We start from the raw sequence: 14341 nt of genomic DNA, 5'->3' as shown, positions 1-14341 counted from the left end.
GCCTTTATAATTATTAGTTTTTATATTTGAGTAAATTCAAGGTGAAAATTTAATTAAAAAACATCACCAACAAATAATAACATAAGATTTACAACTTTTTCATTAAGTATTATCACTTAAACTATCAAATGTATGTTGTAATTGTTGAACGAACTTAGCCACATGTAGTCCATCTAGTAACGCATGATGAACATCAATGGAGAGTGGCATTTCTCCGGTATTAGGGTTGTATTGGCCGAACACAAATTTAGGAATGCCACAGCTTTGACCCTGGGTAAACGCATGCGAAAAGCTACTAAAGTTTAACCAAGGTAAAACAGAAACGTGAATTAAATCAGCTTGCCCTTCTGTTGCCGCAAAAGCATCAGAAAACAGCGGGTTTAATTTTGTGGTATCGCTAATAGCTTTCGCCTCACGGGAAAATTTATTTAACGACCCGTGTAATTTAAAATAACTAAAGCGAAACGACTCATCATCGGCAAGCTCGACTACACTTGCCCGCGTAGCACTTAAGTAACAAGGTTTTTGGTTAATAATGCGCAGCATCATCGGCTCATACTGATGACAGACTTTTAATAAGCAATAAATATAACCATGAAAAAAAGCAATATTAGCTTGTTTACAGGCGGTATATAACTTTTTCGCATTCAGTTGTACGCACACATTAAAATAAGGCTGAGTGAACTGCTGAAATAACTCAAAGTGTTGCTTTCGAGGCCATTGCTCAAAATCAAGAGGGGTAATAGAAAAATCAGTAGAGGACATAAAATATAGATAAAGTGTAAAACTAAATTTTACCGTGCTTTATCTATATTCGCATTAACTAAAATGACGCTTTGGGTGTAGTTATACCAAAGTCTTACATGAGGTGTAAAAAAGGAGCGTATTTCGCTCCTATTTTAAACCGAGTGGAAACTTAAAGTCCGTTTTCAATAATTTCTTGTGCCAGTTCATCGGCAATTAAATGCGTTGATTTTTGCTCTTTTTCACTACGGGTAAAAATTTCACTAAGTGTATCGTAAATTCTTTCTACGTGTTTATTAGAAGCCTCTTTACTGTAACCCTCTGGTGCAGTTTCGTAATAAACGTTAATAATACCACCTGCATTTATTACATAATCAGGCGCATATAAAATACCTTTTTCACGTAAAATTTCACCATGGCGTGATTCAGCAAGTTGATTGTTTGCACAACCTGCTACTATCGTTGCTTTTAAGCGTGGGATTGTTGTGTCATTAATAGTGGCACCTAATGCACAGGGTGCATAAACATCCACATCTAGGTCGTATATTTCATCAATACCAACTGCGGTTGCGCCAAAATCATTTACTACACGTTCTACTGCAACATGATTAATATCGGTAACAAATAACTCAGCACCAGCTTCAGACAAATGTTTACATAATCCATAAGCTACTGCACCTAAACCTTGCACCGCAACTTTAATACCAGAAAAGTCTTGAATACCGCGTTGATGGTTAAGCGCTGCTTTCATACCTAAAAACGTACCATAGGCTGTAAACGGCGAAGGGTTACCACTTTTTCCTTCAAGGCCTAACACGTAATTTGTTTCTTTGTTCATTAACGCCACATCATCACAGGTAATGTTTACATCTTCTGCTGAGTAGTAGCTACCATTTAGTCGCTCTAACTGGCGACCAAATGCGCGAAATAACTGCTCTGATTTGATTTCTTTGGCATTACCAATAATAACCGATTTACCACCACCAAATGGCAAGCGTGCTACGGCATTTTTATAGGTCATCCCTTTTGATAAACGCAGCACATCATATACTGCGTCTTTATCGTTAGCATAATCCCACATTCTACAACCGCCTACCGCAGGGCCTAAGTTTGTGTTATGTACCGCAATAATGGCCTTCAAACCAGACGCTTTGTCTGAACAAAAAACCACTTGTTCATGGTTATCAAATTCAACTTGATTAAATACAACCACTTTAAATACTCCGAAAATAATGGGCCCTTTTGGGCAAGCACGCTACAAATTGTCGAGACTTTATCACTTCAGTTAATGGTTCGCCACACTATGAGTAGATAAACCAAATAAAGCGCATCAAAGTGAAAAATAAAATGACTTATCGTTAAAAGTAAGCATAAAAATTCCAAAAATAACCATTTGATTAAGTATAAAAGCTAAAAACACCATCGCAATTAAAGCTTACGCTTACGTGAACGTCACCTTGCAGTTATTTGTAAACTTAACCATACACCCTAAAAAAGTATACTACAGCTTAAAATACAATGGCTTATACACTAATTGCCTACGCAGCATAAACTGGTCTGAGGTGTATAAGTCTTTGCAAATGTAAAAGTAAATAAAAAAGCGAGCACACAGTGCTCGCTTATATGATTGCTTTTTAAGTAAAAATTTACTTCATTTTGCTGTCTAGCTCTTCAATTTTTGCTTTCCAAATAGCAGGGCCTTGGGTGTGAGCATTTGCTCCTTCACTGTCTACGGCAACTGTTACTGGCATATCTTCTACTTCAAATTCGTAGATAGCTTCCATACCTAAATCTTCAAAGGCAACAACACGTGCTTTTTTAATAGCTTTAGATACTAGATAAGCCGCACCGCCTACAGCCATTAAATACACTGACTGATGCTTTTTAATAGACTCAACCGTTGCAGGGCCACGTTCAGCTTTACCAATCATTCCCACGATGCCTGTTTTTTCTAACATCATGTCAGTAAATTTGTCCATACGAGTAGCCGTTGTCGGGCCTGCAGGACCTACTGCTTCATCGCCTACTGCATCCACAGGACCAACGTAGTAAATAAACTTGTTATCAAAATCAACACCTTCAGGTAAACCTTCCCCTGAGTTGATCATATCTTGCAGACGCTTATGAGCAGCATCTCGACCCGTTAAAATAGTACCTGAGAGTAAAACGGTTTCACCCATTTTCCATTCTTTAGTGTCTTCTTTAGTTAGGGTATCTAAATTAACACGGCGTGTGCCCTCACCGACTTCGAAAGTCACTTCTGGCCAGTCTTCTAATTTAGGTGCTTTTAAATTCGCAGGGCCTGAACCATCAAGGGTAAAGTGAACGTGGCGCGTAGCAGCACAATTTGGGATCATAACCACTGGCTTTGAAGCCGCGTGAGTTGGCGCCGTTTTAATTTTAATATCAACAACCGTGGTTAAACCGCCAAGACCTTGCGCACCAATACCTAATTTATTCGCACGTTCAAAAATTTCTAAACGCAGCTTTTCTTCTGTTGTTTCTGCGCCGCGCTCAATGAGTTCATGAATATCAACCGGATCCATTAATGATTCTTTCGCCATTACCGCTGCTTTTTCTGCAGTGCCACCAATACCTATGCCTAGCATACCTGGTGGACACCAACCCGCCCCCATTGTTGGTAACGTTTTTTCTACCCACTCGGCCACATCGTCAGATGGGTTTAACATCACCATTTTACTTTTGTTCTCTGAGCCACCACCCTTAGCAGCCACCATCACTTCAACTTTATCGCCTGCAACTAAGTCAATGTGTACCACTGATGGCGTATTATCTTTAGTATTTTTACGAGTTCCCGCAGGGTCGGCAACAATCGATGCACGTAAAGGGTTATCTGGATTTAAGTACGCACGACGCGTTCCCTCATCAACCATTTGTTGTACTGTTAAGTCGGTTTTATCCCAATTAACATCCATCCCTACTTTTACGAAACAAGTGATGATCCCGGTATCTTGACACAGAGGGCGCTTACCTTCTGCCGACATACGCGAGTTAATTAAAATTTGCGCAATCGCATCTTTAGCGGCTTTACTTTGTTCTTTGTTATACGCTTTCTCTAGTGCTTGAACAAAATCAAGAGGATGGTAAAACGAGATGTATTGCAAGGCATCTTCAATGCTATCAATAAAGTCTTGCTGACGAATTGTACTCATAGTGGTTCCTTAAGTTGTTGTTACTCACGCAGCACGTAAGCGATATCAAACCCGTGACGGTGGTTCGAACTGTTTTCAACTACAGCGCTCACTAAACGCTGCCAAATAAATTTGACTTATGATACCCTCCCAGCCCGTTTGGAGCCAGTTCTTATAGGGGTAGTAAATGCTAAACAATAAAAAAAATTGTGTTGAATTAGCCATATCACAAAATTGTATTGAGGTATTTTCGCATTTTGCTCATTTGCCTTACGCCATTTTATTAGATTCGGGTGATAGTGATCACATAAACAGTCGTTTTGACATTATTGCGATTGACCCCCAGAGCACCCTTGAAGTCGAAAATAATCAAAGCGTTTTTAATAACCAGCCAAACATAAAAAGCTGCTTTGAAATAATGAATAATGAACTGGCAAAGTTAGACAGCACTAAAGCTGCCAACAACTTACCTTTTAATGGTGGCTGGCTGGGTTATTTTGGCTATGACTTAGGCCGTACTATAGAGCAACTACCAAGCAGCGCTTTACACGACATAAATTTACCGCAAATGGCGGTTGGACTTTACCTCGATGCACTGATTTACGATAAACAACTGCGCACGTGGTTTTATGTTTCGCAGCCCAATGTAGACCGCCTTTGGCTATATCAGCAATATTTAGCGCAACCACCTAAACATGAAAGCTTTTCGCTTACATCACCGTGGCAGTCAAATATGAGTCAGACAAGTTATAGCGAAAAGTTTGCCGCGATTGAAGAATACCTAAAAAGTGGTGATTGCTATCAAATTAACTTAGCGCAGCGTTTTAGCGCGCATTACCAAGGCTCGCCTTGGAGCGCCTATGTTAAATTAACTCAGGCTAATAAAGCGCCTTTTTCTAGTTTTATTAATCATCCTCAGGGCGCTATTTTGTCAATCTCACCCGAGCGTTTTATTGCAGTACACGACAATAAAGTAGAAACAAAACCCATTAAAGGGACTTTACCTCGCAAAGCAGATGCCCTTGAGGATGCAAAACAAGCGACCTTGCTGGCAAATTCGAGTAAAGACCGCGCCGAAAATGTCATGATAGTGGACCTGCTGCGAAATGATTTAGGAAAAGTCGCTAAACCGGGCTCGGTTATTGTGCCCTCATTATTTGCTATTGAAAGTTTTCCGGCGGTACACCATTTAGTGAGTACGGTCACCTCAACCCTTGATGAGGGTAAAACAGCGGTTGATCAACTGGAAGCTGCGTTTCCCGGTGGTTCAATTACAGGCGCACCAAAAGTCCGTGCCATGGAAATAATAGAAGAACTGGAGCCACACAGACGCAGTATTTATTGTGGCTCTATTGGTTACATTAGTGGCTGCGGCAATATGGATACCAGTATTACTATTCGAACTTTAGTCACACATCAACAACAAATATATTGTTGGGCTGGGGGTGGTATTGTTGCTGATTCAAAAGTCGAATTGGAATATCAAGAAACTTACGATAAAGTAAATAAAATACTTCCTATATTAAATGAAGGTCGCTTTGAATAGTGAAACCATTTCGGCTCGTTTTCAATTAAACCGCAGTTTAGCCGTGGATCAGCTCAAAGATAATAAAAAAAAGCGCGCAAGCGCAGTAATGCTGCCATTGATTGATATAGATAACGAAGCACATATTTTATTGTGTAAGCGACCAACCTACCTTCATCACCACCCTGGGGAGATTTGTTTACCGGGCGGCAAGTTTGAAATTGATGATGTTAACCTTCGCACCACCGCACTGCGTGAATTACATGAAGAGCTTAATATTGCCCCGCAAAATGTCCATGTGTTAGGTCAGTTACCTGAATATTCAACCCTGACCGGATTTACTATACGCCCCTTTGTAGGCTTAATTAAAAAAGAAACAGTGTGGGAAAACGACCACAACGAAGTGCAAGCTAGCTTTTTACTCTCTATAAAAGCGCTGAATAACGCGGCTAACTGGCAACCTTTGCCATTTGAACGAGGTGGAAAAATCATTACCTTAAATGGCTTTATCACCCCACATGGGCTTTTGTGGGGAGCCACAGCCAGCATTATTAAAAACTTTACAAAACAACTCGCCATACCAGTTTAAATCTTTACTAATAAGGGTTACACACCTGCGTTTCCACGTTATTATAGTCGACCGTTCAAAGAACAGCTTAATGCTGAGAAAACTAAGTAGAGACACACATTATGATCAGTGCATTTGATATGTTTAGCATTGGTATTGGCCCTTCATCGTCACATACCGTTGGCCCAATGCGTGCATCACGCTTATTTGTTAATGACCTAAACGAACAACAACTATTAGCAAATGTGACCGATGTAAAAGTAGAGCTTTACGGCTCGCTTGGCCAAACAGGTGTTGGCCACGGCTCTGGTAAAGCAGTGATACTTGGCTTAGCAGGGTATGATCCTGAAACCATTGATGCCGATTTAGTGGATGACATACTCGCTAAAATTGAAAAAGAACAGGTTATTTACCTGAACCAAACTCACAAAGCTAAATTCCCTAAGCAGGGCGCGATTGTTTTTCATCGCAGAAAGACACTCCCTAAACATTCCAACGCAATGGAAATTATTGCCTATAACAATGGCGAAAAAGTATATAGCAAAGTTTACTACTCTATTGGTGGCGGATTTATTGTTACGGATGAAGAGTTTGAAAAAGAAAAACAAGCCGCTTTAGATATCCGTGAAGAAAACCCAGCCCCGTTCCCGTTTGGCTCGGCTAAAGAATTACTCGAAATGTGTAAAGAGTCGGGTTACAGCGTATCAACGTTAATGATGAAAAACGAAAAAACGTTACGCAGTGAAGAAGCCATTAAAGATGAGCTATTTAATATTTGGCAAGTAATGAAAGCCTGTATTGAGCGAGGTATGCGCACCGAAGGTATTTTACCTGGCGGATTAAAAGTAAAACGCCGTGCGCCAAGCTTATATTTAAAGCTAAATGTAGAAGTCAGTAACGATCCGCTGCGCGCCATGGATTGGGTTGATTTATTCGCATTAGCTGTAAACGAAGAAAATGCAGCCGGAGGACGTGTAGTAACTGCCCCCACAAATGGCGCAGCCGGAATTTTACCTGCAGTATTAATGTATTATCATACTTTTATTAAAGAAGTAGACCGTGATATTGCTACCCGCTACTTATTAACTGCCGCTGCAATAGGCATTTTATATAAAAAGAATGCCTCTATTTCTGGCGCCGAAGTGGGTTGCCAAGGCGAAGTCGGTGTTGCTTGTTCAATGGCCGCAGGCGCACTTACTGAAATTGTTGGTGGTAACGTTGTACACGTAGAAAATGCCGCTGAAATTGGTATGGAACATAACTTAGGGTTAACCTGTGACCCTGTTGGCGGCTTAGTGCAAGTCCCCTGTATTGAACGTAATGCAATGGGCGCTATTAAAGCAATTAATGCGTCGCGCCTTGCTATACGCGGTAGTGGTGAGCAAAAAGTATCGCTGGATAAAGTAATAAAAACCATGCTCGATACGGGTAACGATATGAAAACAAAATACAAAGAAACCGCTCGCGGTGGACTGGCCGTTAATATTATCGAGTGTTAATTAACCTGAACTCTGGTTAAGAGATTTACTAACATATTGAATCAAAATGATATTTATGTTTATTTTCTCTAGCTAGAGATTTTTAGTGAAAACAAGGCGAAATTACGCGTCAATAGCTAGCCTATTGCAAGTAAATTCAACGTAGTTAGCGCTGAAAATAGCTGCTTAAGATGGATTTATTATCCACAGTTCAGGTTAATTACATAGCACAAAAAAAGCCGCTTAGTTGCAAAACTAAGCGGCTTTTCATTGCTGTTTATGGCCGTTACTTTACAGGAAGTTCAATATCAGCAAATAACTTATCAACATCTTCTTGATTTCGCAGTAAACTCGCACGCTCTACTCGCTCTTTAGTTAAATGCGGTGCAAAACGTTCGATAAAGTCATACATGTAGGTGCGTAAAAAGCTGCCCTTTCTAAAACCAATTTTAGTCGTGCTCGCCTCAAATAAATGGCTAGCATCAATGCACACTAAGTCGCTGTCGTTTACCTGATCAATTGCCATAGATGCAACCACACCCACACCTAGCCCTAAACGCACATACGTTTTAATGACATCGGCATCGGTGGCAGTAAATACAATATGTGGCTCTAATCCGTAAGCATTAAATGCTTTGTCGAGCTCCGAACGACCTGTAAAGCCAAATACGTAAGTAATGAGTGGGTATTGGGCTATATCAGCCACTGTTAAATTATCCACTTTTTTCGCAAGGGGATGATCTTTAGCAACCACAATACTACGATTCCAATGGTAGCAAGGCAGCATTACTAAATCTGAATATAAATGAAGCGCTTCTGTGGCAATGGCAAAGTCAGCATCACCGCGAGCGGCTGCATCCGATATTTGCTGTGGTGTACCTTGATGCATATGCAGTGATACCGCAGGATATTTTTGAGTAAAGCCTTTAATTACACTCGGTAACGCATACCGTGCTTGTGTATGCGTGGTAGCAATATTAAGTTTGCCTTGATCCGGTAAAGTATGTTCATTCGCCACCGCTTTAATACCCTCAACTTTTGAGAGTATTTCGCGTGATATGTTAATGATTTCCTCGCCAGCGCCTGTAACATGAGTTAAATGCTTACCACTGCGGCCAAAAATTTGTACACCGAGCTCATCTTCTAACATACGTACTTGCTTAGAAATACCAGGCTGGGAGGTAAATAAACTCTCAGCCGTAGCTGAAACATTTAATTTATGATTTTGAACTTCTACGATATATCTAAGTTGTTGTAATTTCATGGCTATGTAGTTTCGTTATAATTCACATTGACAGATAAAAGCGCACCCTAACTATAGGTAGCTATATAAAAGGCTGATTAATGTTACATAATATAACAATTAATTTGTTGAAATTTCAGGTTAACACAATAAATAAACTTGAGGTAGCAATGATTATCAGCAATCGAAACATAACATATTAAGATTTAAACGCTTTATGGTGACGCTTTTTTCAGTTAATCTGAGCAAAGTTTCCCACCTTTTATATATTTAATGTAAGATTAGATAATAAGGTTAAGAATTTGAGAATTATAACATGATAGTTTCCATTATAATTGTATTAATTGTTGCACTTATAGTCATTGCACTATGGGTTAGTGCTGTTCAGCAACACAAAGAAAAACAAGAAGCTGAACGACGCAAAGAGTTAACAAAACAAAAAGCAATCATTGAAGAAACCGAAGAAGCATTAATGAATAGCGCCAACATTCCACTTTCAGAGGCAACTCAGCGAATATTACAACGACGAATTCATGATGCGCTCAGTCAAATGGTGTCTATTTCAAGCGGAGGTAGTGGACTAAAAAACCGCTTAAAAGAAGCAAAAGAGCGACTACAAAACCCAATTCAAGACGGTTCAGATGGCTTTGTATTACCAGGCAACGACAAACAACTGATATCGCTGATACAAGGCATTAAAAAGTTACGCACTATTATTCGTTCTGAGCATAATAAAGGCAAAGTAGACAGCCAGGTATTTATTGCAGAAGACAAACGCCTTGAAAAGCTACAACTAAGAATCAACATTGAAAGCCAAATAAAACGAGGGTTATCAGCGCAAACAGCTGGAATGATAGGCTCTGCTAGGCAGTACTTTGAAAAAGCAGCTGCCACACTTAACAGTGTTTCATTTAATGACGATTACATTACGGCAAAACGAGCTGAAGTTGAAGGCTACCTTGAAACGATAAGTAATGAACTCAAGGCATCAAATGCTACATCATTGAAGAAAAAGAACGAACAAGAGCAAGATGATTTAGACGTATTATTTGCACCTAAAAAGAAATGGTAACTCCTTTCTAAATAAAAAAGCCCATGCAGTTGCATGGGCTTTTTTTTGAATAGGATTTTGCCCCACTTTGTGTTTACATATTAGGACATATACACATTCTAACAAGCTGACTGCATTAAGATAAAAATGCGAACTTAACAATAAACAAGGCAGTTAAAATCCAAACACTAATGCTTACCTGATCTTTTTTGCCACACAGCACTTTTACCGCCGTATAAGAAATAAAACCAAGTGCAATACCGTGTGCAATTGAGAAAGTCAGCGGTGTCATTAATAATACAACACTCACCGGAATTGCATCAGTCATGTCGTCCCAATTCACAAACTTTAAGTTTTGTAGCATCAATACAGATACATATAAAATAGCTCCCGCGGTTGCGTATGCAGGCACCATTTGAGCTAAAGGCGCAAAAAACATCATCAGTAAAAAGCAGCAACCCACAACCATAGCGGTCAAACCCGTTCGACCACCAACAGATACACCTGCAACAGACTCAATGTATGACGTGGTTGTTGAAGTACCGAGCATTGCACCTGCAATGGTTGCTGTGCTGTCGGCGCTTAATGCACGACCTAAACGCGGCATATTACCGTTTTTATCTGCTAAACCAGCCTTCTGAGTTACCGCAACTAACGTGCCTGAGGTATCAAACAAATCAACGAATAAAAACGCAAAAATAACACTCAACATCGACAGTTCAAACGCGGCACTAAAGTCCAGTTGCATAAAGGTCGGCATGATAGAAGGTGGCATAGCAATAACACCATGATACTCCACTAACCCCATAGACACAGCAATCGCGGTGACTAGTAAAATACTAATCAGTACGCCACTTTTAAAATCGCGATAAAGCAGTGCAGCAATAACAAAAAAGCTGAAAATAGCCAATAAAGGACCAGGCGAGGTAATATCACCCAACTGCACCAGTGTTGCAGGACTTGATACAATAATACCGGCACTTTTAAGTGCGATGAGAGCTAAAAATGCGCCAATACCCGTTGCTATTGCTTGCTTGAGCACCAGAGGGATTGCATTAATAATCCACTCTCGCACCTTAAATAAGCTTAGAATTAAAAATATACACCCTGACATAAATACCGCACCCAACGCAGCTTGCCAGCTATAACCCATACCTAATACAACACCATAGGTAAAAAATGCATTTAATCCCATACCCGGTGCCAATGCCAGTGGATAATTGGCCCACAAACCCATAATAAAACACCCTATTGCAGCTGCAATACAGGTGGCAACAAAGGCAGCACCTTGGTCCATACCGGCTTCAGCAAGCATAGCTGGGTTAACGAATACGATATAAACCATCGTAATAAATGTAGTCATACCGGCAATACATTCACGGCGAACCGAAGAATCATTTGCACGGATTTTGAATAAGGCTTCGAGCATAATAAACTTGTGGTTGTAAAAAGTGGCGAGATTTTAGCATAAAAATAACTTTTTACAGGACATTTTACCTTGCTATATACTAAACTAGCTAAGTGATTAAAATAACAAACGAAGTAGCATGATCAAAACGACACCAAGTGGCCAAGACTTAGAGCAACAATTAGACAACATTCTTTCTTTTGTAACGCAACCAAGCGATGCAAATCTCCCTGCGAGCTCTAAAAACACCGATCAAGACATATTAAATAAAGCCCTTTATTACCTTAAAAATGAACAAGGCGCCTTAGCCGCAAAATGGATGCGTTTGGCAGCAATGGCAGGAAATTATCGCGCGCAGTTTTATTTAGGGCTGTTTTTTATAAAAGGACAAGGTGTGCCGCAAAGTGTATTTCATGGTGCTGCGTGGCTTAGCTTAGCCGGTAGTCAAGGCTATGAACCCGCCATAGAAGCAATGAGCGATATACGAAAACATATTAGTACCAAACGACTTAAAGATGCTCAATGCTACGCAGCCAGTCTGTATGAACAAATTCATCAGTTACAATTCTCACATTTGATCCCCTCTAGTAGCGAAAAATAATTTCACTGCGCAGCAACTCATTTCATCTGTAAATTAATTAAGCGTTTATAGCCAAAGCAAGCACGCTTAATTAATTTAAACTACTGTATACCCCCTGTTCATCTGTATTTATTTGCTCCCAGCCTTAAAATTAATTCTGTGGGGATTAATTTCCAATAAAAATTAAACCTTTGTTATATATAGATTATTTGTATATTTATAATAACTGTCGCGTTTTAAGATGAATAACTGTACAAAAAAATAGCAAAAAACACTTGCACCAAACAACTGTATAAACTACTGTATGAATGTACTGTATAAAAACCCAGTGAGTGAGAAGATTATGTTACAGCCAATTACCCTAAGAACAGTTAAAAGCTATCAACAAGATGACCAATCAGATTGTGTTAACGTTGTACAAATTGAAGATGAAATTTCAGCAACGTTTGAGTTATTAAAAGTATTACACCAATACAACAGCCTAAACGCATGGACACTGTTAATAGCACCCGATAACGTACCGAGCAAAGCGCTACTTGATTCATGCTCAATTGATACCAGTAAATTGCTGGTTATTCGTCAAAAGCATTTAGTTAATTTAGAGTATGTTTTAAGTTCTGCACTTCACAATGGAAATTTTGCCGCGGTGATCACCTGGACTGACATAATAAATAACCAACAACTGTCGCAGTTATCATTAAACTTGAGCCATACGCGCACTAAGTTGTATTGCTTTAGCAAAAAAAGCGCTCACCCTGAGATTTCACTTACGCAATAAGCTTGATAAACTAGCGTTTTAATACACAGTACATTTATCATGACTTCTAACGCTCTATTATGTTTTTGTAGCAGTCAGCAACCTTATGCTGATTGCTGCGAGCCTTTTCATTTAAAAACCAAACAGCCACACACACCAGAGCAACTTATGCGTGCACGCTACAGTGCTTATGCTGTTAAAAACGCGGTTTTTGTTCGTGAAAGTTATGCAAAAGAAAAACAAGCTGAAAATTCAATTTCAGAAATTAAAGATTTTGCAAATAGTTGCCGTTTTATAAACTTAACCGTATTAGACTCTGGTTATAATGATGAAACAGGATTTGTTACATTTAAAGCTCACTACTTTTATCAAGATTTATATTGCCAGTTAGCAGAAAATTCAAGGTTTATTAAAGAAGATGGACAATGGCGATACCTTGATGGTGAGATTACACCGGTTGCCGATATTAAAGTAAAACGCAATGATACGTGCCCTTGTGGCAGTAATAAAAAATACAAAAAATGTCATAGTGTATAAATAACAGCTACAAAAAATGGGCCACAAGGCCCATTTTCAAAAACTACACTAAACGCAAATTAGCGTTTTATTCGCCATCATCTTCATCGAAATCTTGACGCTGTGCAGGTCTTGCTAAAATCTCTAAGTAAAAAGAAGTTAAACCTTGCTTTTCAATTTCACTGATGTGATTGTTAATTTCAGCAACGTGAACCACTTGGGCTTCTTCAGCCGTGTTGCCAAACTTACAATCGAATGCCCAGTAGTCGGCATCAACAGGTAAAGTTTTATTACGTTCTCTTTTCAAATATTTTTTCACTTCATGCTTTGCAGCATCAACCATACGAGGGTATTTGATTTTCTCATGATTCAGCGTGAATGTTTTCTTCATTACGTTCCTAATTACCTTGGTTTAATGATAATGGCATTTAATGTCATACCATTTGCGCCATTATAGCAATTGCATTTAAATTTTGGATGCTTTTTTTATATTAAATCAGTTATTAAAATAAAGCACCTATAAAACCAATAGTTACTTACTACTATAAACACAGTTTATTACAATCAAATGGCATGTATAAAGCAGCAATTGAACACATATAATTAGGCACTAAACAAATGTAATGGCTGGTGGATAGCTTCATTTTGTAAATCATCATAAAATGCCACCGCATCCATTTGAGGGTTTGATAACTCGGTGTTGGTATTTTTAATTCGTCGACGTACCGCTAATTCACAGTTATCAATGACAGTCAGTGGAATGTGGTTTTTATCATCACGAATATTAAATGGCTCAGGCTTTAAGCACTGAGTTAACTTTATATCACTCATCCCTACAGCGCTTCCCATTTTTGCTAAAAGCTCTGTGTTATTTTTACCAATTAACATATTAAAGGTATCTGGCGCTAATGGCTGCTTTGGACCTGCGCCAAATTGTTTACGCAGAGCATCTTCATCAGCTTGATAATGCTTAGTGTCACTTTTGGGTAGGTGGAATTCACTAAAATCGAGTGCATCGTGAGAGAGCATTGCTAATAAAAATGCAAACTCGCCTCGGCGGTTTTCGTGAACACTTTCGTTAAGCCTCGTTTTTAACTGGCTCTCCGTGATTAACAAATCACCAATCTGCATAGACTTTAGCCTATTTAACTAATTAATAAGTATTTATCGGCTAAATTTGAATTTTCTTTAGCTTTTTTCTTTACTTAAATAAGAAGTTTGCTATTATCTGCCGCGTTGCATTGGAGGGGTTCCCGAGCGGCCAAAGGGATCAGACTGTAAATCTGACGGCTCAGCCTTCGCTGGTTCGAATCCAGCTC

General features: G+C 39.3%; 14 protein-coding genes. 7 read left to right on the top strand and 7 right to left on the bottom strand.

What is annotated here, in order from left to right:
• Positions 1-102 precede the first annotated feature (102 nt).
• The 3 genes from QL984_RS10960 to QL984_RS10950 all read right to left on the bottom strand — a co-directional run bounded on the left by QL984_RS10960 (position 103) and on the right by QL984_RS10950 (position 3917).
• Complete coding sequence (locus tag QL984_RS10960) at positions 103-765, bottom strand: CatA-like O-acetyltransferase (protein WP_013465220.1); 663 nt, start codon at positions 763-765, stop codon at positions 103-105.
• Between the two features lie 151 nt (positions 766-916).
• The gene (locus QL984_RS10955) at positions 917-1957 is read right to left on the bottom strand and encodes a Glu/Leu/Phe/Val dehydrogenase (RefSeq protein ID WP_016900411.1); all 1041 of its coding nucleotides are present in this window, start codon (positions 1955-1957) and stop codon (positions 917-919) included.
• A gap of 433 nt (positions 1958-2390) precedes the next feature.
• Positions 2391-3917: a fumarate hydratase gene (locus QL984_RS10950; protein WP_008112774.1), complete on the bottom strand. Its 1527-nt coding sequence runs from the start codon at positions 3915-3917 to the stop codon at positions 2391-2393.
• Between the two features lie 166 nt (positions 3918-4083).
• Here QL984_RS10950 and pabB point away from each other — a divergent pair, with 166 nt between their 5' ends.
• The 3 genes from pabB (at position 4084) to QL984_RS10935 (ending at position 7488) form a co-directional block, all read left to right on the top strand.
• Entirely contained in the window at positions 4084-5442 is a 1359-nt protein-coding gene (gene pabB / locus QL984_RS10945; protein ID WP_064664242.1) for an aminodeoxychorismate synthase component I, read from the top strand.
• Positions 5435-6010: a CoA pyrophosphatase gene (locus QL984_RS10940; protein ID WP_008112778.1), complete on the top strand. Its 576-nt coding sequence runs from the start codon at positions 5435-5437 to the stop codon at positions 6008-6010. The genes pabB and QL984_RS10940 overlap by 8 nt, the downstream gene beginning before the upstream one ends.
• Positions 6011-6111: 101 nt before the next feature.
• Positions 6112-7488 (top strand): L-serine ammonia-lyase, encoded by a 1377-nt coding sequence (locus QL984_RS10935; protein ID WP_008112780.1) that lies wholly within the window; start codon positions 6112-6114, stop codon positions 7486-7488.
• Positions 7489-7753: 265 nt separating this feature from the next.
• Here QL984_RS10935 and cysB read toward each other — a convergent pair whose 3' ends face one another.
• Positions 7754-8731 carry an HTH-type transcriptional regulator CysB gene (cysB, locus tag QL984_RS10930; protein ID WP_008466190.1) on the bottom strand — a complete coding sequence of 326 codons (978 nt, stop codon included), beginning with the start codon at positions 8729-8731 and terminating at the stop codon, positions 7754-7756.
• 295 nt (positions 8732-9026) lie between these two features.
• Between cysB and QL984_RS10925 the strand changes: the two genes are divergently transcribed.
• Entirely contained in the window at positions 9027-9782 is a 756-nt protein-coding gene (locus tag QL984_RS10925; protein ID WP_013465225.1) for a hypothetical protein, read from the top strand.
• Positions 9783-9897: 115 nt separating this feature from the next.
• Here the strand turns inward: QL984_RS10925 and QL984_RS10920 are convergent, their stop codons facing one another.
• Complete coding sequence (locus QL984_RS10920) at positions 9898-11190, bottom strand: NCS2 family permease (protein ID WP_171046551.1); 1293 nt, start codon at positions 11188-11190, stop codon at positions 9898-9900.
• A gap of 118 nt (positions 11191-11308) precedes the next feature.
• On the opposite strand from QL984_RS10920, the gene QL984_RS10915 reads away from it, so the two are divergent.
• From QL984_RS10915 to QL984_RS10905, 3 genes are all read left to right on the top strand, one after another.
• Complete coding sequence (locus QL984_RS10915) at positions 11309-11770, top strand: sel1 repeat family protein (RefSeq protein WP_036954326.1); 462 nt, start codon at positions 11309-11311, stop codon at positions 11768-11770.
• 322 nt (positions 11771-12092) lie between these two features.
• On the top strand, positions 12093-12527 hold the full coding sequence (locus QL984_RS10910) for a SulA-like leucine-rich domain-containing protein (RefSeq protein WP_024601139.1): 435 nt from the start codon (positions 12093-12095) through the stop codon (positions 12525-12527).
• A 39-nt stretch (positions 12528-12566) separates the two neighbouring features.
• Positions 12567-13043: a YchJ family protein gene (locus QL984_RS10905; RefSeq protein ID WP_036954321.1), complete on the top strand. Its 477-nt coding sequence runs from the start codon at positions 12567-12569 to the stop codon at positions 13041-13043.
• A 67-nt stretch (positions 13044-13110) separates the two neighbouring features.
• Here the strand turns inward: QL984_RS10905 and QL984_RS10900 are convergent, their stop codons facing one another.
• Positions 13111-13413 (bottom strand): DUF6172 family protein, encoded by a 303-nt coding sequence (locus tag QL984_RS10900; RefSeq protein WP_008113037.1) that lies wholly within the window; start codon positions 13411-13413, stop codon positions 13111-13113.
• Positions 13414-13625: 212 nt separating this feature from the next.
• Entirely contained in the window at positions 13626-14153 is a 528-nt protein-coding gene (locus QL984_RS10895) for a VC2046/SO_2500 family protein (protein WP_036954318.1), read from the bottom strand.
• Positions 14154-14341 lie beyond the last annotated feature (188 nt).

The organism is Pseudoalteromonas sp. APC 3495 (assembly GCF_030407645.1).
Taxonomy (GTDB): domain Bacteria; phylum Pseudomonadota; class Gammaproteobacteria; order Enterobacterales; family Alteromonadaceae; genus Pseudoalteromonas; species Pseudoalteromonas tetraodonis.
The sequence above is the reverse complement of the archived record's forward strand: the minus strand, read 5'-3'. Positions and strand labels throughout refer to the sequence as shown.

Coding starts and splice junctions, on each gene's coding strand:
- QL984_RS10960 (WP_013465220.1), bottom strand. CDS start 765: ATGTCCTCTACTGATTTTTCTATTACCCCTCTTGATTTTGAGCAATGG.
- QL984_RS10950 (WP_008112774.1), bottom strand. CDS start 3,917: ATGAGTACAATTCGTCAGCAAGACTTTATTGATAGCATTGAAGATGCC.
- pabB (WP_064664242.1), top strand. CDS start 4,084: ATGCTAAACAATAAAAAAAATTGTGTTGAATTAGCCATATCACAAAAT.
- QL984_RS10935 (WP_008112780.1), top strand. CDS start 6,112: ATGATCAGTGCATTTGATATGTTTAGCATTGGTATTGGCCCTTCATCG.
- cysB (WP_008466190.1), bottom strand. CDS start 8,731: ATGAAATTACAACAACTTAGATATATCGTAGAAGTTCAAAATCATAAA.
- QL984_RS10925 (WP_013465225.1), top strand. CDS start 9,027: ATGATAGTTTCCATTATAATTGTATTAATTGTTGCACTTATAGTCATT.
- QL984_RS10920 (WP_171046551.1), bottom strand. CDS start 11,190: ATGCTCGAAGCCTTATTCAAAATCCGTGCAAATGATTCTTCGGTTCGC.
- QL984_RS10915 (WP_036954326.1), top strand. CDS start 11,309: ATGATCAAAACGACACCAAGTGGCCAAGACTTAGAGCAACAATTAGAC.
- QL984_RS10910 (WP_024601139.1), top strand. CDS start 12,093: ATGTTACAGCCAATTACCCTAAGAACAGTTAAAAGCTATCAACAAGAT.
- QL984_RS10905 (WP_036954321.1), top strand. CDS start 12,567: ATGACTTCTAACGCTCTATTATGTTTTTGTAGCAGTCAGCAACCTTAT.
- QL984_RS10900 (WP_008113037.1), bottom strand. CDS start 13,413: ATGAAGAAAACATTCACGCTGAATCATGAGAAAATCAAATACCCTCGT.
- QL984_RS10895 (WP_036954318.1), bottom strand. CDS start 14,153: ATGCAGATTGGTGATTTGTTAATCACGGAGAGCCAGTTAAAAACGAGG.